Origin of the sequence: Enterobacter sp. C6, from assembly GCF_008122455.1 — a bacterium.
GTDB lineage: Bacteria > Pseudomonadota > Gammaproteobacteria > Enterobacterales > Enterobacteriaceae > Enterobacter > Enterobacter pseudoroggenkampii.
Genome location: NZ_QPFW01000229.1, coordinates 25669 through 45314, shown reverse-complemented (window position 1 = coordinate 45314; position 19646 = coordinate 25669). Strand labels below are relative to the sequence as shown.

Here is a 19646-nt window from a genome sequence, read left to right as displayed (position 1 = left end):
GAACCTTGATTAAAAACTTGAGCCGCTATGCGCTCGTGACAGCTTTCGCGCTGTTCCTGGCAGGGTGTGTGACCCGAACTGAACAGCCTGCGCCTGTGGAAGAGGCGAAACCGGGCACAGAACAGCCGACGCAGCCAACGCAGCCGCAGCCAACCGTGCCGTCCGTACCGTCTATACCGGCGCAGCCTGGCCCGATTGAGCATCCGGACCAGACGTCGCAGCCTGCACCGCGCGTGCGCCACTACGACTGGAACGGGGCAATGCAGCCGATGGTCGGTAAAATGCTGCAGGCGCAGGGCGTGACGGCGGGCAGCGTATTGCTGGTCGACAGCGTCAACAACCGTACCAACGGTTCACTGAACGCGGGCGAAGCGACAGAAACCCTGCGCAATGCTCTGGCTAACAACGGCAAGTTTACGCTGGTCTCGGCTCAGCAGCTCGCGGTAGCTAAACAGCAGCTGGGCCTGTCGCCGCAGGATAGTCTCGGCACACGCAGCAAGGCGATCGGCATTGCCCGTAACGTTGGCGCACAGTATGTGCTTTACTCTAACGCCACCGGTAACGTGAATACCCCAGCCCTGCAGATGCAGCTGATGCTGGTTCAGACAGGCGAAATTATCTGGTCAGGTAAAGGTGCGGTTACGCAACAATGACAGCACGCGTGAAGAGATTCTGACGCGCTATTTTCCTCAGCACCGCCTTATCGCGCCGCAGGCCCACTCCGGGCTTGGCGGCGCGAGTTGCATTATAGCGCAGGGCGAACGACGTCTGGTCTTGCGGCAACATCACGACCCCTATGCGCCCGCCTCCCATTTCCGTCGTCAGTTTCGCACCCTGAGGCGTCTTCCGTCAGATCTCGTGCCTGCCCCCCGTTTTTTCAGAGAGAGCTGGATGGCCGTCGACTATCTGGACGGTGACGTGAAAAGCGCGCTGCCGGACACGCCGGCGCTCGCGGCGATGCTGTATCATCTGCACCGGCAGCCACGTCTGGGATGGCGAATCACGTTATACCCGCTGCTGGAACGCTACTGGCAGCAGGCCGCGCCTGACAGACGCACCCCAGTGTGGCTGGCGCATCTCAAGCGGTTGCGTAAAACGGGCGAGCCGCAGCCGATTCGGCTCTCGCCGCTGCACATGGATGTTCATGCCGGAAATATTGTGCATACGCCAGCGGGCATCAGGCTTATCGACTGGGAGTATGCCGGAGATGGCGATGTGGCGCTGGAACTGGCGGCAGTCTGGACGGAGAGTGACGCCGCGCGGCAAATGCTCATCAGGGACTACGCCCAGGTGGCTCATATTGACCCCGAGGCGCTGAGGCGTCAGGTCAGATGCTGGCGACCCTGGGTCGTCATGTTAATGGCTGGCTGGTTTGAAATGCGCTATCGCCAGTCCAGAGACAAACACTTTATTGCGCTGGCAGACGATGCCTGGCGTCAGTTACAAACGAAAGGATAAGAGAGGTGGATGTGGGTCCAGTCATGTTGGATGTAGAAGGGTTTGAGCTGGATGCGGAGGAGCGTGAAATTCTGGCGCATCCGCTGGTGGGTGGCCTGATCCTGTTTACCCGCAACTATCACGATCCGGCGCAGCTGCGTGAGCTGGTGCGTCAGATCCGCGCCGCGTCGCGCAATCATCTGGTGGTCGCCGTCGATCAGGAAGGCGGCCGCGTGCAGCGTTTTCGCGAAGGGTTTACCCGCCTGCCGGCTGCCCAGTCTTTTGCCGCGCTGTTAGGCACGGAAGAGGGGGGGAAACTGGCGCAGGAGGCCGGCTGGCTGATGGCCAGCGAAATGATCGCCATGGATATCGACATCAGTTTTGCCCCGGTTCTGGACGTGGGGCATATCAGCGCCGCCATTGGCGAGCGTTCATACCATGAAGATCCGCGTATTGCGCTGGCCATGGCGACCCGGTTTATCGACGGTATGCACGATGCCGGAATGAAAACCACCGGGAAACACTTCCCGGGCCACGGCGCGGTGACGGCGGACTCACACAAAGAGACCCCGCGCGATCCGCGCCCGGAAGCGGAAATTCGCGCCAAAGATATGTCGGTGTTCAGGTCGCTGATCACCGACAACAAGCTTGATGCCATTATGCCTGCGCACGTGATTTACAGCGACGTTGACCCGCGCCCTGCCAGCGGCTCTCCGCACTGGCTGAAAACCGTTCTGCGTCAGGAGCTGGGGTTCAATGGCGTGATCTTCTCTGACGACTTATCGATGGAAGGGGCGGCGATTATGGGCAGCTACGCTGAACGCGGTCAGGCGTCGCTGGATGCAGGTTGCGATATGATCCTGGTCTGCAATAATCGTAAAGGTGCCGTGAGCGTGCTGGATAACCTGTCGCCGATCAATGCAGAGCGTGTTACACAATTGTATCATAAAGGTTCATTTAGCCGTCAGGAGCTGATGGATTCGGCGCGCTGGAAGACGGTCAACGCCCGGCTTGAAGACCTGAATGAGCGCTGGCAGGCATATAAAGCCAGCCTGTAAACCCTCCCGGAAGGCGTAGCGTGGTGAGAAGACGATGATCATCTATTTACACGGTTTTGACTCAAACAGTCCTGGTAATCATGAGAAGGTGCTGCAGCTGCAGTTTATCGATCCGGATGTACGGTTGATCAGCTACAGCACGCGCCATCCGAAGCATGATATGCAGCATCTGCTCAAAGAGGTGGACAAGATGTTGCAGCTCAACGTCGACGATCGGCCGCTTATTTGCGGCGTGGGGCTGGGTGGCTACTGGGCGGAGCGGATTGGCTTCCTGTGCGACATTCGCCAGGTGGTGTTCAATCCTAACCTGTTCCCGAACGAGAACATGGAAGGCAAAATTGACCGCCCGGAAGAGTATGTCGATATTGCGACCAAGTGCGTCAGCAATTTTCGTGAGAAAAACCGCGACCGCTGCCTGGTGATCCTTTCACGTAATGATGAAGCGCTCAACAGCCATCGGGCAGCAGAACTGCTGCATCATTACTATGAGATCGTCTGGGACGAAGAACAGACCCACAAGTTCAAGAACATCTCCCCGCATCTGCAGCGTATCAAAGCGTTTAAAACGCTGGGTTAATCCCTTATCCGCAGGCATCAAAGCCCGGCCGCGAAAGCGTACCGGGCTTTCTTTTTGACCAGAATTGTCTACTTTTAAGCCATCAAAACTTGATGCATATCAATTTTGGTATGACCAATGCGCCTGACGTGGTATTCTCAATGCACCTGAATGGTTTCAGTGCTGTAACCTGTTGTTAATTAAGGGTTATTTTTATAACTTTTAATTAACAATTGGTTAATAATTTGAGGGGGTCACGTTGACTACGCCATTGAAAAAGATAGTGATTGTAGGCGGTGGTGCTGGCGGGCTGGAGCTGGCTACACAGCTGGGCAAGAAGCTGGGTCGCGGTAAAAAAGCCAAAATTACGCTGGTGGATCGTAACCACAGCCACCTGTGGAAACCGCTGCTGCACGAAGTGGCGACCGGTTCTCTGGATGAGGGCGTGGACGCGCTCAGCTATCTGGCGCACGCGCGCAACCACCATTTCCAGTTCCAGCTGGGCTCGGTGGTGGACATCAACCGTGAAAGCAAAACCATCACCCTGGCAGAGTTGCGCGATGAAAAAGGGGAGCTGCTGGTTCCTGAGCGCAAGCTGCCGTACGACACGCTGGTCATGGCGCTGGGCAGTACCTCCAACGACTTCAACACGCCGGGCGTGAAAGAGCACTGTATCTTCCTCGATAACCCGCACCAGGCGCGTCGTTTCCATCAGGAAATGCTGAACCTGTTCCTGAAGTACACCAGCAATATGGGTGCGAACGGTAAGGTGAATATCGCCATTGTCGGCGGTGGTGCGACGGGCGTTGAGCTGTCTGCGGAGCTGCACAATGCAGTGAAACAGCTGCACAGCTACGGTTACAAAGGGTTAACTAACGAAGCGCTGAACGTCACGCTGGTCGAAGCCGGTGAACGCATCCTGCCTGCGCTGCCTCCGCGAATTTCCGGTGCGGCACACAATGAGCTCACCAAACTGGGCGTACGGGTGTTGACGCAGACCATGGTGACCAGCGCCGACGAAGGCGGCCTGCACACCAAAGACGGCGAGTATATCAAAGCGGATCTGATGGTCTGGGCGGCAGGTATCAAAGCGCCTGACTTTATGAAAGAGATCGGCGGTCTGGAAACGAACCGCATTAACCAGCTGGTCACCGAGCCAACGCTGCAAACCACGCGTGACCCTGACATCTTTGCTATCGGTGACTGTGCCTCCTGCGCGCGTCCTGAAGGTGGATTCGTGCCGCCGCGCGCGCAGGCCGCTCACCAGATGGCAAGCCTGGTGCTGCACAACATTCTGGCGCAGTACAAAGGCAAGCCAATGAAAGCCTATGTCTATAAAGACCATGGTTCACTGGTATCGCTGTCAAACTTCTCTACCGTCGGCAGCCTGATGGGCAACCTGATGCGCGGCTCAATGATGGTAGAAGGGCGCATTGCCCGCTTCGTGTATATCTCCCTCTACCGTATGCACCAGATTGCGCTGCACGGCTACTTCAAAACCGGGCTGATGATGCTGGTGGGCAGAATCAACCGCGTGATCCGTCCGCGTCTGAAGCTGCACTAATCTTTCACTCCCTCCGGGTCCTCCGGAGGGGGTTTTTAGCATTTCATGCTGTAGATCACAGTTTGAGTGCTTAAGAGTTCTCCTAAATACAATATATCTCCTCTCAACGCCCCTTTTTTGATCCTTTATCTTATTGGCGAAGCGATGCCTCCATTGCAAAATTGTTACCAATAGCAACAAAGGAGGAAGTCCCGTGAATAAATCAATGTTGGCGGGTATAGGGATTGGCGTCGCGGCTGCGTTAGGTGTGGCTGCCGTTGCCAGTCTCAACGTATTAGATCGCGGCCCGCAGTATGCGCAGGTGGTTTCTGCTACACCGATTAAAGAAACGGTAAAAACGCCTCGTCAGGAGTGCCGTAACGTCTCCGTGACGCACCGTCGTCCGGTGCAGGATGAAAACCGCATTGCCGGTTCTGTTCTGGGCGCGGTAGCGGGTGGCGTGATTGGTCACCAGTTCGGCGGCGGCCGGGGTAAAGATGTGGCGACCGTGGTCGGTGCGCTGGGTGGCGGCTATGCCGGTAACCAGGTACAGGGCGCGATGCAGGATAATGATACCTACACCACGACTCAGCAACGCTGCAAAACCGTCTATGACAAGTCGGAAAAAATGCTGGGCTATGACGTGACGTACAAAATTGGCGATCAGCAGGGCAAAATCCGCATGGATAAAGACCCGGGCACGCAAATTCCACTGGATGGGAATGGCCAGCTGGTTCTGAATAACAAAGTGTAAAAAAGATGTTCTCTGAATTTAGCTCCTCATGCGCTCAGGCTGAGGAGCTTTTTTTTGCTTCAGATTTTCAGTAGCTCTGGCCACAGTCGCAGCGTGGTTTCGCTAATATTCTGCAGTTTTTCCAGCGTAGCCCCTTCACGGGCGCTGATCGACATCCCCTGCAAAATACAGCTCAGGTATTGCGCCAGCAGTTGAGGGTTGCATTGCGCAGGGATTTCACCGCGCTGCTGGCGCTGAGCCAGAAAGGCGCTGAGCGTCTCCTCCTGCATGGCATGCCGCGATTTCACCGTATTGGCAATCTCTTTCGAGGACGCCGCCAGGGTGGCAGAGGTGTTAATCATAAAGCAGCCCGCAGGCGTCTCTTTACTGGTGAAGCAGGTCGCGACGGCGGTGAAATAGTCGCGAAGCGCCTGTTCGACGCTTTTCTCTTCACAGAACAGCTGGGCTTCGTGTTTCGCCGCAAAGCGCGAAATGTATCTGTCCAGCACTGCCCTGAACAGCCCCTCTTTATTGGTAAATTCGGCATACAGCGTCGGCGCTTTGGCTCCGGTGGCTTCTACCAGATCGGAAAGCGAGGTTGCTTCATACCCATGTTGCCAGAAGAGAGTCATGGCCTTATCAAGCGCTGCATCCCTGTCAAACACTTTTGGTCGGCCACGGCTTTTCTTCGCACAACTCGTGACATCGGTTGTCATGTGCCGTTGGTCCTCTGTTGGTTTGGTGAATAACCATTATAAAAATAAACGCAACCCACCACCAGTGCTGAATGCTTAAAAATATATTAATCATATCTATATGAAAAATAACGACTTTAAAATTAAGTTAATGGTCGTTATAAAATTATGTTGACGCGTGACCTGGATCACATTTATGATTTACCTATCGATCGTTAACTAAATAGATAACGACCTCCAAATTCATCTGCTAAAGGTAAACATCATGAAAAACGTAAAAACCCTCATCGCTGCTGCTGTCCTGAGTTCACTCTCTTTCGCAAGCTTTGCTGCTGTACAGGTACAATCCACTCCGGTCGATCAGCATAAAGTCGGGACAATCTCTGCGTCTGCCGGGACTAACCTGGGTTCCCTGGAAGATCAGCTGGCGCAAAAAGCGCAAGAGATGGGTGCAAAATCTTACCGCATCACCTCTGTGACCGGTCCTAACACCCTGCACGGCACGGCTGTCATCTACAAATAAGCCGGGCATAAACCCTCATTTATGCCACTGCAATAAAAAAACGCCCTGCTGAGCAGGGCGTTTTTTTTATTTATGATTTACATCGATTGCTGGATTACATCGTGATGCAGGGTGACATCGGTCGGCATGCCTGACCGGGCCTCCATCGCGTGCTCCATCACCACGCTGTTGGTATTCGCATTCGTTTTGAAGCTCACCATCGCGGCATTCAGGTTAATGGGCAGCGTCTGCGGATCATCGCCAATGTTTTTCGATAGCGGCTGGTGAATTTCGACCAGCCGCACGCCGCCCGGCTCCTCAGAAACCTTAATCGGCGTATTGATAATATTCACTTTGGTTCCCGGTGTAACGACGTTAAACAGCGTTTTGATATCGTCATCGCGCAGACGAATACATCCGGAACTGACGCGCATGCCGATGCCAAAGTCCGCATTCGTGCCGTGCAGCAGGTAAACACCACCGTAGGCTGCCAGGCGGATCGCGTGGTGTCCCATTGGGTTATCCGGGCCTGCCGGCACCACGGCTGGAAGATCGATGCCCTGAGCTTTATAACGGGCTCGAATATTGGCCGTCGGGGTCCAGGTTGGATTCGCGCGTTTATCCGAGACGGTGGTGACCATCGTCGGCGTCAGGGTGTCGCCGCCCAGCTGACCAATACCAATCGGGTAGACGGTCACCTCATTTTTACCCGGCGGGTAATAGTACAGACGCAGCTCGGCCAGGTTTATCACCATCCCCTCGCGCGGGGCGTCCGGCAGAATCGTCTGTAACGGGATAGTCAACACGCTGCCCGCTCGCGGAACGTACGGGTCGACGCCGGGGTTCGCCTGCAGCAGAGCCAGAAAACCGACGTTATATTTTTTGGCAATGGCTTCCAGTGAACCGCCATTATTTTCAACCACATGAAAGCGGTTTTCACCCACCACCTTGCTGCCGGGCGGAGGAAGGGGCCAGGTATTTGCGCGAGCGGGAAGCGCCACCGCAACGGTGGCTGCCAGCGCAAACAGGGTTAACCAGCGAGTAAAACGCGAAAAGGTCATCATCACCATAATCCATGCAAATGATAAGGTTATTGTTTTATAAGGCGTTAATGATAATTATGACGAATGGGTGTGTCGGGAAGATCGGGTGAAGTGCAAAGAGTTTGTAAATTGTCCCCCCGTAGCACTGGGCTAACAGGGGGAAGGGAGGTTATGCGATCGCGTTCTCTTCCAGCTGACGCATAAAGTTACGCACCCAGTCCATACGGGTTTTGCGCTCCGTCAGCTCCTGGGTAAATTTCAGACGGGTTGGGCCATCCAGACGGAAATGCTGCGGCTGTTTTTGCAGCAGGCCGATGAGCCACATCGGGTTGACGTGGTTCTTCTCGGCGAATTCAATCACGCCGCCTTTTTCATTGCCTTCGAGCTTACGAATCCCCAGCTTCTGCGCCTGCTGGCGCAGTCTCGCGATATCCAGCAGATTTCTCGCCGCATCGGGCAGCAGACCAAAGCGATCGATAAGCTCAACCTTGATCTCTTCCAGCTCGTTCTCCTTCTTCGCGCTGGCGATGCGTTTGTAGAATGAGAGTCGGGTATTCACGTCCGGAATGAAATCATCCGGCAGCAGGGAAGGCATACGCAGCTCGACCTCGGTCTGCTGGCTGGTGAGGTCTTCCAGCGACGGCTCGCGTCCGGCCTTCAGGGCATCAACCGCGTTCTCCAGCAGCTCCATATAGAGCGAGAAGCCGATGGTTTCCATCGAGCCGCTCTGGTCTTCACCCAGCAGTTCGCCGGCACCGCGGATCTCGAGATCGTGCGTGGCCAGCGCAAAGCCTGCGCCGAGGTCTTCCAGCGAGGCGATGGCTTCCAGACGCTTTTGCGCGTCGGTGGTCATCGCTTTCGGATGCGGCGTCAGCAGCCAGGCGTAGGCCTGATGGTGTGAACGCCCGACGCGACCGCGCAGCTGGTGAAGCTGCGCCAGACCAAAGTGATCCGCGCGTTCAATGATGATGGTGTTTGCCGTCGGAATGTCGATCCCGGTTTCGATGATGGTGGTGCACACCAGCACGTTAAAGCGCTGGTGGTGGAAGTCGTTCATCACCCGTTCCAGCTCGCGCTCGCGCATCTGCCCGTGACCGATAGCGATACGCGCTTCCGGTACCAGTTCCGCCAGCCTGTCCGCCGCTTTCTGGATATTTTCCACGTCGTTATAGAGGTAGTAGACCTGCCCCCCACGAAGCACTTCACGCAGAATGGCCTCACGCACCACCAGATTATCGTACTCGCGGACAAAGGTTTTCACCGCCAGACGGCGAGCCGGCGGCGTGGCAATAATCGACAGATCGCGCATGCCGCTCATCGCCATGTTCAGGGTTCGCGGGATCGGCGTTGCGGTCAGGGTCAGGATGTCGACGTCGGCGCGCATCGCTTTGATGCGCTCTTTATGACGCACCCCGAAGCGGTGCTCTTCGTCGACGATCAGCAGCCCCAGATCTTTCCACTTCACGTCGCTTTGCAGCAGCTTGTGGGTGCCGATCAGAATGTCGATTTTACCCTCGCTGGCCTGTTCCAGTATCTGGGTCTGCTCTTTGTTGCTGCGAAAACGCGACAGCATCTCGATGCGAACCGGCCAGTTGGCGAAGCGGTCGCGGAAGTTGTCGAAGTGCTGCTGAGCGAGCAGGGTGGTCGGCACCAGCACCGCCACCTGCTTGTTGTTTTCGACCGCAAGGAAGGCGGCGCGCATCGCCACTTCGGTTTTGCCGAAGCCAACGTCGCCGCAGACTAAGCGGTCCATTGCCAGCGGCTGGCACATGTCGCTCAGCACGGCGTTGATGGCCTGAGCCTGATCCGGCGTGGTTTCAAACGGGAAGCTGTCACAAAACAGTTGGTACTGTTCCTTATCATGCTTAAAGGCGAAGCCCTCTTTGGCCGCGCGCTGGGCGTAAATATCCAGCAGCTCGGCGGCCACGTCGCGCACTTTTTCCGCGGCCTTCTGGCGCGCGCGCGCCCAGGCATCGCCGCCCAGCTTGTGCAGCGGCGCGTTCTCTTCGGCACCGCCCGCGTAGCGGCTGATCAGATGCAGGGACGACACCGGAACATACAGTTTGGCGTCGTTAGCGTAGGTCAGCATCAGGTATTCACCTTTAATGCCGCCCGCTTCCAGCGTGGTCATCCCCTGATAGCGTCCAACGCCATGCTCCAGGTGAACAATCGGCTGGCCCGGGTGCAGCTCGGCCAGGTTACGGATCAGCGTGTCCGGGTTGATGGTCCGACGGCTGTCCTGACGGCGGCGTGCGACGCGCTCGCCCAGCAGGTCGCTTTCGCAAATCAGCGCCAGGTTATTGAGCGTGTCGATAAAACCGTGCTCGGCGGCGCCAATCATCAGGTAACGACCGTTTCCGGTCGCTTCGCTCAGGCGCAGGATGCGCTTCGGCGCCACCTTAATGCGTCCCAGCAGCTCACCTAACGCTTCGCGGCGGCCTTCACTCTCAACGGAGAACACCACCGGGCCGGTAAAGGACTCCAGAAACTTGCGCAGATTATCCAGCGGGGATTTCTGCTGCGCCTGGACGGCCAGGTCCGGCAGCGTCCGGAAGGCGAGGTTGGTGTTGGCGGCCTTGTCGGCAAGCGAATCGGTTTTCAGCTGCATGCGCGGCCAGCGCTTCAGCTCGGCGTTGAGCTCGTCGGTACGCAGCCACAGCGCTTCCGGCGGCAGTAGCGGGCGCATCGGGTCAACGCCCCGGTTTTCGAAGCGCGCGCGGGTTTCACTTTCAAAGCGGCTGGCGCTGGCGTCGATATCGCCGGTAGTAACAATCAGCGTATTCGCCGGGAAGTAGCTGAACAGGGCAGGGAGCGGCTCGTTGAAGAACAGCGGCTGCCAGTATTCGATCCCGGCAGGCAGCGTGCCTTTACTGACCTGCTGATAAATATGTTCCGCGTCGCGCTTCACCTCGAACTTATCGCGCCACTGGCTGCGAAACAGTTCGATAGCGGTTTTGTCCGTGGGGAACTCATGCGCGGGCAGTAAATTGATGGACTCCACTTCTTCCAGCGTGCGCTGCGTGTCGGCGTCGAAGACGCGCAGGCTGTCGATTTCATCATCGAAAAAGTCCAGACGATACGGCTGGTCGCTGCCCATCGGGTAAAGGTCGAGCAGCGCGCCGCGGGTCGCGTATTCCCCGTGCTCCATCACCTGGTCGACGTGGCGATAGCCGGCCCCGTCAAGCTGCGCGCGCAGGGCATCACGGGACAGTCGCTGGCCTTTTTTCATCACCAGCGCGTGACCGTGCAGATAGCTGTGCGGACAGACTCGCTGCATCAGGGTGTTCACCGGCACAATCAGCACGCCGCGCTGCATGGTCGGGAGTTGATAGAGCGTCGACAGGCGCGAGGAGATAATCTCCTGATGCGGAGAGAAGCTGTCATACGGCAGCGTTTCCCAGTCGGCCAGGCTGAACACCAGATTATCGGTGAACTGGCGAATTTCGTCGTGCAGACGCAGGGCGTTTTGCATATCCGGGGCAACCAGAATCACCGGGCCTGGATGACGCTCGGCGATTTCCGCCACCAGCGTGGCGCACGCCGCGCCCGTGAGTTCACCCAGCTGGCGTTGGTCGCCCGCTTTGACAGGTAAGGAATAACGATAGTGTTCAGGCATGGCTATGTCAGAGTCTCTTATGGATATACCAACAGTATTGGGGCATATCACTGATACGCAATGTCTTTATTATCCTCGATCGTTTTACATAAGCAAATCGTAACCGCACGGCTGGGCTAAACGCCCCCGAAACGGGGGCGAAGAGGGCATTAACGCGTTGAAGGTGACAGGGTCAGCGTAGCGGGAGGAGAGAAGAAAACGTCGCCAAACAGCGCGGTGGAGATCTTACGCACCCCGAGTCCGGCCAGGGTACAGACCAGCAGGCTGGCAAACGGATAGACAAGAATTAGGGATAGCTCGGCCCAGACCGGCCAGTAAGCGGCATTCATCTCGCCGATCAGGAACAGGCTAAAGGCCTCAATCAGGATGCGGTGGGTGGTATAAATCGCAATGGTGTTTGAGCCAATCACGTTCAGCAGATTGTTCGGGTGAACGGCATAGCGCTGCTCAAGGCTATAGAACAGCTTCATGATCAACACAATCGACAGCAATGAGAGCAGCAGCGGAACGTTAGCAAACCACAGCACCACGGAGACGGCGGCGAAAGCGCCGGTTGCCAGCCAGATGCGGCGCAGGTTGACGCTTTTCATCCACGCCATCAGCGCTGCGCCATACCACGCCCCGAGGCTGTAGTAGATCATGTTGCGTACCACGCTGTTCATTCCCCACCACGGCAGCGGCATGAAGTTGATCGCGATGCTTGCCAGCGCCAGCAGCCCCAGTACCGGCAGCTTCCAGCGGCTCAGCAGTTTACACAGCGTGAAGTAGACCACCAGAGCATACAGATACCACAGGCTGGTGCTGGCGGTGAGCATGCCTTGCACAAATCCTGAGAGCGAGTCGGCGTAGGCCGCGTTCGACGAGGTGGCAAGCTCACGCTCGGGCGCCAGCCACGCGTTCAGGTGGGCCAACGCCTGCCATTGCAGGACACCCCATAGCGCCAGCACCCAGACAATGCTCCAGATCCGCTTGTCGAGACTGGTTCGCCAGTCCACCTCGTCGATATAACGACGGATCAGGTAGCCGGAGATAAAGAAGAAGACCGGCATACGAAACGGTGCGAGATAGAGGTTAAAATAGACCCAGCATTTGGCGAGAAGGCCGGAGAGCGGGTGTTGCAGCCCGATCAGATGCGGATAAAACGTGATAACCGAATGATAGATAACCACCAGGCAGATACACAGCCCTTTTATCTGGTTAATCCATAATGCTTTTTGCTTCATTGTTCGCCACTACCTTATTGCCATAAACGAACGAGCAATTGTTGTAAAACGACACCAGGATGTAATGGGTAACAGTCTGTATCAGGAGGTTTTTCGGAAAAGGTGGAGGTTGCGAGGTGAGTATTCAGACAATAGCACCCTGATTTATCTGAATTTTTCGGAAAAATGATTACCAAAGCTTACTGTTTCAGTCATTTACGCTTAACGGATTCGCTTATATACTCGTGGGTCTGCTATCAGCAAACAGACGGATTTCATGTATCAACCTGTCGCACTCTTCATAGGCTTACGCTACATGCGTGGGCGCGCCGCGGACCGCTTCGGTCGCTTTGTCTCCTGGCTTTCGACTATTGGCATTACGCTTGGCGTGATGGCACTGGTGACGGTGCTTTCCGTCATGAATGGCTTTGAGCGCGAGCTGCAAAATAACATCCTGGGGCTGATGCCGCAGGCCGTTCTCTCATCGACTAACGGTTCGGTTAACCCACAGCAGCTGCCGGAAAGCACGGCGAAGTTACAGGGCGTCACGCGCGTTGCGCCGTTGACCACCGGTGACGTGGTGCTGCAAAGCGCCCGCAGCGTGGCGGTCGGCGTGATGCTGGGTATCGACCCGACGCAAAACGATCCGCTGACACCATATCTGGTTAACGTGAAGCAGACCGATCTGGAAGCCGGAAAATACAATGTGATTCTGGGTGAACAGCTTGCCGGCCAGCTTGGCGTCAACCGTGGTGACCAGCTGCGGGTGATGGTCCCTTCTGCCAGCCAGTTTACGCCGATGGGACGCCTGCCAAGCCAGCGCCTGTTCAACGTGATTGGTACCTTTGCCGCTAACAGCGAAGTCGATGGCTACCAGATGCTGGTGAACATTCAGGATGCTTCACGCCTGATGCGCTACCCGGCGGGGAATATCACCGGCTGGCGCCTGTGGCTCGACGCACCGCTGAAGGTCGATACCCTCAGCCAGCAAAAACTGCCGGACGGCACCAAATGGCAGGACTGGCGCGAGCGCAAAGGCGAATTGTTCCAGGCCGTGCGGATGGAAAAAAACATGATGGGGCTGCTGCTGAGCCTGATCGTGGCCGTGGCCGCATTTAACATCATTACCTCGCTGGGCCTGATGGTGATGGAGAAGCAGGGCGAAGTTGCCATTCTGCAAACCCAGGGGCTCACGCCGCGCCAGATCATGGCGGTGTTTATGGTGCAGGGGGCCAGTGCCGGTATCATCGGCGCGCTGCTCGGCGCCGTGCTGGGGGCATTGCTTGCCAGCCAGCTCAATAACTTAATGCCGATCATTGGCGCGCTGCTTGACGGCGCGGCGCTGCCGGTGGCTATCGAGCCGCTGCAGGTGGTCGGTATTGCGCTGGCAGCGATGGCCATTGCGCTGCTTTCTACGCTTTATCCTTCCTGGCGCGCCGCCGCCACTCAACCCGCTGAGGCTTTACGTTATGAATAAGATCCTGTTGCAATGCGACAACCTGTCCAAACGCTATCAGGAAGGTACTGTGCAAACCGACGTGCTGCACAATGTGAGCTTTAGCGTGGGTGAAGGCGAGATGATGGCGATTGTCGGCAGCTCCGGCTCGGGCAAAAGTACGCTGCTGCATCTGCTGGGCGGGCTGGATACGCCAACCGAAGGCGACGTGATTTTCTCCGGCCAGCCGATGAGCAAAATGTCCTCGGCGGCGAAGGCCGAGCTGCGCAACCGCGAGCTGGGCTTTATCTACCAGTTCCACCATCTGCTGCCGGATTTCACGGCGCTGGAAAACGTGGCGATGCCGCTGCTGATTGGCAAAAAGAAACCGGCAGAAATTAACGCTCGCGCCAGCGACATGCTGAAAGCGGTAGGGCTGGGTCATCGCGGCAACCATCGTCCCTCTGAGCTTTCCGGCGGCGAGCGTCAGCGCGTGGCGATTGCCCGTGCGCTGGTCAACAACCCGCGTCTGGTGCTGGCGGATGAGCCTACCGGTAACCTGGACGCCCGCAATGCGGACAGTATTTTCCAGCTTCTGGGCGAGCTGAACGCCTCGCAGGGCACCGCGTTTCTGGTGGTGACCCACGATCTGCAGCTGGCAAAACGCATGGGGCGTCAGCTTGAGATGCGCGACGGCCATCTGAACGCGGAACTGACCCTGATGGGAGCAGAGTAATGGCGTCACCGTTATCGTTACTCATCGGTTTACGTTTTAGCCGCGGCCGCCGTCGCGGCGGCATGGTGTCGCTGATCTCCGTCATCTCGACCATCGGTATTGCGCTGGGTGTGGCGGTGCTGATTGTCGGCTTAAGCGCGATGAACGGTTTCGAGCGCGAGCTGAATAACCGCATTCTGGCGGTCGTGCCGCACGGGGAGATCGAACCGGTTAACCAGCCATGGACGAACTGGAGCGATGCGCTCGCCAAAGTTGAAAAAGTGCCGGGCATCGCCGCGGCCGCGCCCTATATTAACTTTACCGGGCTGGTGGAGAGCGGGGTAAACCTGCGCGCCATTCAGGTGAAAGGAGTCAACCCAGTCCAGGAAGCGCGTCTCAGCGCGCTGCCGAACTATGTGCAGAACGGCGCGTGGGCCAACTTCAAGGCGGGCGAGCAGCAGATCATCATGGGTAAAGGCGTGGCCGATGCCCTGAAGGTGAAGCAGGGCGACTGGGTGTCAATCATGATCCCGAACGCCAGCGCCGACCACAAACTGCAGCAGCCTAAACGCGTGCGCCTGCACGTTACCGGTATTCTTCAACTGAGCGGCCAGCTTGACCACAGCTTTGCGATGGTGCCGATGGAAGATGCGCGCCAGTATCTCGACATGGGCGACAGCGTGACGGGTATTGCCATTAAGGTAAACGACGTCTTTAACGCCAACAAGCTGGTACGCGACGCGGGCAGCGTGACCAATAACTATGTCTACATCAAAAGCTGGATCGGCACTTACGGGTATATGTACCGTGATATCCAGATGATCCGCGCCATTATGTATCTGGCGATGGTGCTGGTGATTGGTGTGGCGTGCTTTAATATCGTCTCGACGCTGGTGATGGCGGTCAAGGACAAGAGCGGCGACATCGCCGTGCTGCGTACGCTGGGGGCGAAAGACGGTCTTATTCGCGCCATCTTCGTCTGGTACGGTTTGCTGGCGGGGCTGTTCGGCAGCCTGTGCGGCGTGGTGATTGGCGTGGTGGTTTCCCTGCAGCTGACGCCGATTATCAACGGGATTGAAAAACTTATTGGTCACCAGTTCCTGTCGGGTGATATCTATTTTATTGACTTCCTGCCGTCTGAACTGCACTGGCTGGATGTTTTTTATGTGCTGCTTACAGCACTTTTACTGAGTCTGCTGGCAAGCTGGTATCCGGCGCGTCGCGCAAGCCGAATTGATCCGGCGAGGGTATTAAGTGGCCAGTAATTACGTCATGATCTAGCGGCTTTCGGGTCGCCAGATCGAAAGAGGAATGCGTTATGTATTATGGATTTGATATTGGCGGCACCAAGATTGCGCTCGGCGCGTTTGATAAAGACCTCAAACTGCAGTGGGAAACCCGCGTTCCCACGCCGCGCGAAAGCTACGACGAATTTTTAACCGCCATTGCCGCGCTGGTGGCGCAGGCAGATGAACGTTTCGGCGTGAAAGGCAGCGTCGGCATCGGTATTCCGGGCATGCCCGAAACCGACGACGGTACGCTTTACGCGGCCAACGTGCCTGCCGCCAGCGGTAAACCGCTGCGCGCCGATCTCTCTGCTCTCCTTGAACGCGACGTGCGTTTAGACAATGATGCCAACTGCTTTGCGCTCTCTGAAGCCTGGGATGATGAATTCCGTCGCTATCCGCTGGTGATGGGGCTGATCCTCGGTACCGGCGTCGGCGGAGGAATCGTCGTCAACGGTAAGCCCATCACCGGCCGCAGCTACATTACCGGCGAGTTTGGCCATATCCGCCTGCCGGTGGATGCTCTTGAGGTGGTGGGGCGTGATTTCCCGCTGACACGCTGCGGCTGTGGCCAGCACGGCTGTATTGAGAACTACCTTTCCGGCCGCGGGTTTGCATGGCTTTACGAACACTTCTATCATCAGAAACTTGAGGCCCCTCAAATCATTACCCTGTGGGAGCAAGGGGATGCGCAGGCGCGTGAGCACGTCGAGCGCTATCTGGATCTGCTGGCGGTGTGTCTGGGAAATATTCTCACCATCGTCGACCCGGATCTGCTGGTGATCGGGGGAGGGCTCTCAAACTTTACCGCGATTACGGAACGGTTGTCCGGGCGTTTGCCCCGACATTTATTGCCGGTTGCCCGCGTGCCGCGTATTGAACGCGCGCGACACGGGGACGCAGGAGGGATGCGCGGAGCCGCATTCCTTCATCTCACCGATTAGTTTACGAGGTTTCTATGCTGTCGCGTCGCCAGGGTCGACTCAGCCGTTTTCGCAAAAACAAACGCCGCTTACGTGAGCGCTTGCGCCAGCGGATCTTTTTCAGAGACAGAATAATGCCAGAAGCGATGGATAAACCCAGAGTGGTGGTGCTGACCGGGGCGGGGATCTCCGCCGAGTCAGGAATTCGAACCTTCCGCGCGGCGGACGGGCTGTGGGAAGAGCACCGCGTGGAGGATGTCGCCACGCCGGAAGGTTTTGCCCGCGACCCGGATCTCGTGCAGGCGTTTTACAACGCCCGCCGTCGTCAGCTTCAGCAGCCTGACGTTGCGCCTAATGCGGCGCATCTGGCGCTGGCGAAGCTGGAAGAGGCGCTGGGCGATCGTTTTCTGCTGGTAACGCAGAATATCGACAACCTGCACGAGCGGGCCGGCAACAAGAACATCATCCATATGCACGGTGAGCTGCTCAAGGTTCGCTGCGCCTGGAGCGGTCAGGTGCTTGACTGGAAAGAAGACGTGCTGCCGGAGGATAAGTGCCACTGCTGCCAGTTCCCGTCGCGCCTGCGACCGCACGTGGTCTGGTTCGGCGAAATGCCGCTGGGAATGGATGAGATCTACAGCGCGCTGGCGATGGCCGACGTGTTTATCGCCATCGGCACATCCGGCCACGTTTATCCGGCGGCGGGGTTTGTCCACGAAGCGCGACTGCACGGTGCGCATACGGTTGAACTCAACCTTGAGCCAAGCCAGGTGGGCAGCGAGTTTGAAGAGAAACACTACGGTCTGGCAAGCACGGTTGTCCCGGAGTTTGTCGACAAGCTGCTGAAAGGTCTGTAACGCGAATCGCGTGAAAAGGCACCCGCTGGACGGGTGCCTTTTTATTTAAGAATGAAAGAACGCCAGCGTCTTCTCCAACGATTTAGCCTGCTCGTCCAGCGAGAGCGCCGCCGCTGAGATCTGCTGAACCAGAGAGGCGTTCTGCTGGGTGGTGCTGTCCATCTGGTTAACGGCAGTGCTGACCTGGCTAATCCCGCGGTTCTGCTCGTCCAGCGCCTGAACAATGTCGTTGATGACCAGATGCACGTGCGACACCGCCTCAATCACCTGTTTCATCATTACGCCGGTCTCATTGACCAGCTCAACGCCTTTACTGACGCGGCCTGAGGACTCGGCAATCAGCTGAGAGATCTCTTTGGCCGCGTTAGCGCTTCGCTGGGCAAGATTGCGCACTTCACCTGCGACTACCGCGAAACCGCGCCCCTGTTCGCCGGCACGCGCTGCTTCAACGGCCGCATTCAGCGCCAGGATATTGGTCTGGAAGGCGATGCCATCGACGATGTTGTTAATCTCACCGATCTTACGCGCGCTCTCGTCAATCTCCCCAATCACCACGACTACGTCGTTCACCAGCGTTTCGCCATGCCCGGCGAGGCTCGCGGCGCGATCGGTCAGCGTCGTCGCCTTATGGGCGTTGTCGGCGTTATTCTTCACCGTGACCGAAATCTCTTCCATGCTGGCTGCCGTTTCAACAATTGCCGCCGCCTGTTCTTCGGTTCGCGAGGCGAGATCAAGGTTGCCCGCCGAAATTTCGCTGGTCCCGCCGTGCACGGAATGGCTGGCTTCGCTGATATTGTCGACGATGCGCTTAAGCTGCATCTGCATGGTGTGCAGGGCATAAAAAATGCTGTGGGTATCTCCGGAGCGAACCGGGATGGTGTTGTTCAGCTCCCCCCGGGCGACGGCCAGGGCGATCCCGGCGGCCTCGGAAGGTTCTCCCCCCACCGGACGGTCAACCTTGCGGGTAAAGATCTGCGCCATCACCAGGCTAACCGCCACGATGCTTAACACCATCAGGATGATGGCTTTCAGCAAAAATGCGCGCGCTTCGGCCATCACTTCGCTGACCGGGGTGATAATGGCGAGTTTCCACGGCGTCTGGCTATTACCGACGGCGATGTCCTGCCAGGTGATAAACACATCTTCCTTCAGCAGCGGATCGTTTATCCGGGTGACGTCATGACCGGCAATCTGACCGGCGTAAGGCTTGCCTGCCGCGCGCTTGTCCGGGCTGGACACCACGTTATTACCCGCGGAGAGGAGCAGAGCGTAGCCTGTGCCGTTCCACGGTTTAATCGCGCCGATCGTCGATTGCAGCGTGGCGAGTGAGAAGTCAGAGGTGACCGAGCCCAGAAACTGACCGTCACGCATGATGGGGGCGGCAATCGAGGTGAGCATCACGTCCACGCCGTTGTAGGGGTAAATATAGGGTTCGATGATCACATCTTTATGCCGCTGTTTCGGCAGCAGATAATAATCACCGCTGCCGGGCGTTTCGATGTCCGTCAGCAGGTGTAAAGCCGGTTTGCCGGTAGCGTCGCGGTCGACGTAGCGGGCGTAGCGTCCGGCAGGATCTTCACCGCTCTGACCGGCAAAGGCGGCATCTTTATCGTCAAACGCGTTGGGCTCAAAGGCCATCGACATAGAGAGAAACTGGGGATGAGCCGACAGATAGTGGATGAGCAGCTGGTTCAGGCTCTGGCGATCGAATACCCCCGCCTCGCGCAGCGCCAGCGCGCTGTTGCCCATGTCCCGGGCGGCAGTCAGGGCAGAATCCAGCTGTTTGCTGACCTGTAAAGCCTGTACCTCGGCTATCTGGCGGATATGTTTTTTGGCCAGCACCTCCTGCTGCGCCATCCACTGCCACATCATAAACCCGATCGTTGCCGTAAAGCCCACCGTCACGGTGAGGAAAATGGACAATAGCATCAACGTCTTGACTCTTATTTTAGATCTTCGGACCATGGCGTCTTTCATTCTCATCTCCCGTAATGTTGTGCGTGTCGGGCAGGCACATATTCCTTATCGGATATATTTCCTTCTTT

At 57.2% G+C, this 19646-nt stretch carries 17 protein-coding genes; 12 read left to right on the top strand and 5 right to left on the bottom strand.

All coding sequences use genetic code 11. From position 1 onward, the window contains the following. The first annotated feature begins 5 nt into the window (after positions 1-5). From lpoB to DOU50_RS14385, 6 genes are all read left to right on the top strand, one after another. A complete protein-coding gene (lpoB, locus tag DOU50_RS14410) occupies positions 6-653 on the top strand; it encodes a penicillin-binding protein activator LpoB (RefSeq protein WP_024909035.1) in 648 nt (215 codons plus the stop codon). Continuing rightward, entirely contained in the window at positions 634-1458 is an 825-nt protein-coding gene (gene thiK / locus DOU50_RS14405; protein ID WP_148769622.1) for a thiamine kinase, read from the top strand. Before lpoB ends, thiK begins: the two co-directional genes overlap by 20 nt. Positions 1459-1469: 11 nt before the next feature. Continuing rightward, positions 1470-2495: a beta-N-acetylhexosaminidase gene (nagZ, locus tag DOU50_RS14400; protein ID WP_148769628.1), complete on the top strand. Its 1026-nt coding sequence runs from the start codon at positions 1470-1472 to the stop codon at positions 2493-2495. Positions 2496-2529: 34 nt separating this feature from the next. Beyond that, entirely contained in the window at positions 2530-3072 is a 543-nt protein-coding gene (gene ycfP, locus DOU50_RS14395; protein WP_008500781.1) for an alpha/beta hydrolase YcfP, read from the top strand. A 238-nt stretch (positions 3073-3310) separates the two neighbouring features. Beyond that, the gene (locus tag DOU50_RS14390; RefSeq protein ID WP_061715538.1) at positions 3311-4615 is read left to right on the top strand and encodes an NAD(P)/FAD-dependent oxidoreductase; all 1305 of its coding nucleotides are present in this window, start codon (positions 3311-3313) and stop codon (positions 4613-4615) included. A 193-nt stretch (positions 4616-4808) separates the two neighbouring features. Further along, positions 4809-5348 (top strand): glycine zipper 2TM domain-containing protein, encoded by a 540-nt coding sequence (locus DOU50_RS14385; protein ID WP_008500779.1) that lies wholly within the window; start codon positions 4809-4811, stop codon positions 5346-5348. Positions 5349-5407: 59 nt separating this feature from the next. Here DOU50_RS14385 and DOU50_RS14380 read toward each other — a convergent pair whose 3' ends face one another. Next, positions 5408-6043, bottom strand: coding sequence for a TetR/AcrR family transcriptional regulator (locus DOU50_RS14380; RefSeq protein ID WP_024909039.1), 636 nt, complete (start codon positions 6041-6043; stop codon positions 5408-5410). A gap of 244 nt (positions 6044-6287) precedes the next feature. On the opposite strand from DOU50_RS14380, the gene bhsA reads away from it, so the two are divergent. After that, on the top strand, positions 6288-6545 hold the full coding sequence (bhsA, locus tag DOU50_RS14375; RefSeq protein WP_008500777.1) for a multiple stress resistance protein BhsA: 258 nt from the start codon (positions 6288-6290) through the stop codon (positions 6543-6545). A gap of 77 nt (positions 6546-6622) precedes the next feature. Here the strand turns inward: bhsA and ldtC are convergent, their stop codons facing one another. The 3 genes from ldtC to DOU50_RS14360 all read right to left on the bottom strand — a co-directional run bounded on the left by ldtC (position 6623) and on the right by DOU50_RS14360 (position 12406). Further along, positions 6623-7588, bottom strand: coding sequence for a L,D-transpeptidase LdtC (gene ldtC, locus DOU50_RS14370; RefSeq protein ID WP_148769621.1), 966 nt, complete (start codon positions 7586-7588; stop codon positions 6623-6625). Positions 7589-7736: 148 nt separating this feature from the next. After that, the gene (gene mfd, locus DOU50_RS14365; protein ID WP_148769620.1) at positions 7737-11183 is read right to left on the bottom strand and encodes a transcription-repair coupling factor; all 3447 of its coding nucleotides are present in this window, start codon (positions 11181-11183) and stop codon (positions 7737-7739) included. Between the two features lie 149 nt (positions 11184-11332). After that, positions 11333-12406 (bottom strand): acyltransferase family protein, encoded by a 1074-nt coding sequence (locus DOU50_RS14360; protein WP_148769619.1) that lies wholly within the window; start codon positions 12404-12406, stop codon positions 11333-11335. Positions 12407-12662: 256 nt separating this feature from the next. Here DOU50_RS14360 and lolC point away from each other — a divergent pair, with 256 nt between their 5' ends. Genes lolC through cobB form a run of 5 tightly spaced genes read left to right on the top strand, consistent with a single transcriptional unit; the run spans position 12663 to position 17601 of the window. Further along, positions 12663-13862, top strand: a complete 1200-nt coding sequence (lolC, locus tag DOU50_RS14355; RefSeq protein ID WP_194266151.1) for a lipoprotein-releasing ABC transporter permease subunit LolC — start codon at positions 12663-12665, stop codon at positions 13860-13862. After that, a complete protein-coding gene (lolD, locus tag DOU50_RS14350; RefSeq protein ID WP_010429765.1) occupies positions 13855-14556 on the top strand; it encodes a lipoprotein-releasing ABC transporter ATP-binding protein LolD in 702 nt (233 codons plus the stop codon). The genes lolC and lolD overlap by 8 nt, the downstream gene beginning before the upstream one ends. After that, positions 14556-15800, top strand: coding sequence for a lipoprotein-releasing ABC transporter permease subunit LolE (gene lolE, locus DOU50_RS14345; protein WP_032650869.1), 1245 nt, complete (start codon positions 14556-14558; stop codon positions 15798-15800). The genes lolD and lolE overlap by 1 nt, the downstream gene beginning before the upstream one ends. Before the next feature lie 53 nt (positions 15801-15853). Beyond that, the gene (gene nagK / locus DOU50_RS14340; RefSeq protein ID WP_148769617.1) at positions 15854-16765 is read left to right on the top strand and encodes an N-acetylglucosamine kinase; all 912 of its coding nucleotides are present in this window, start codon (positions 15854-15856) and stop codon (positions 16763-16765) included. 14 nt (positions 16766-16779) lie between these two features. Beyond that, positions 16780-17601 carry a Sir2 family NAD+-dependent deacetylase gene (gene cobB / locus DOU50_RS14335; protein WP_032650873.1) on the top strand — a complete coding sequence of 274 codons (822 nt, stop codon included), beginning with the start codon at positions 16780-16782 and terminating at the stop codon, positions 17599-17601. A gap of 45 nt (positions 17602-17646) precedes the next feature. Here the strand turns inward: cobB and DOU50_RS14330 are convergent, their stop codons facing one another. After that, positions 17647-19578, bottom strand: coding sequence for a methyl-accepting chemotaxis protein (locus DOU50_RS14330; RefSeq protein ID WP_148769616.1), 1932 nt, complete (start codon positions 19576-19578; stop codon positions 17647-17649). Positions 19579-19646: the final 68 nt, after the last annotated feature.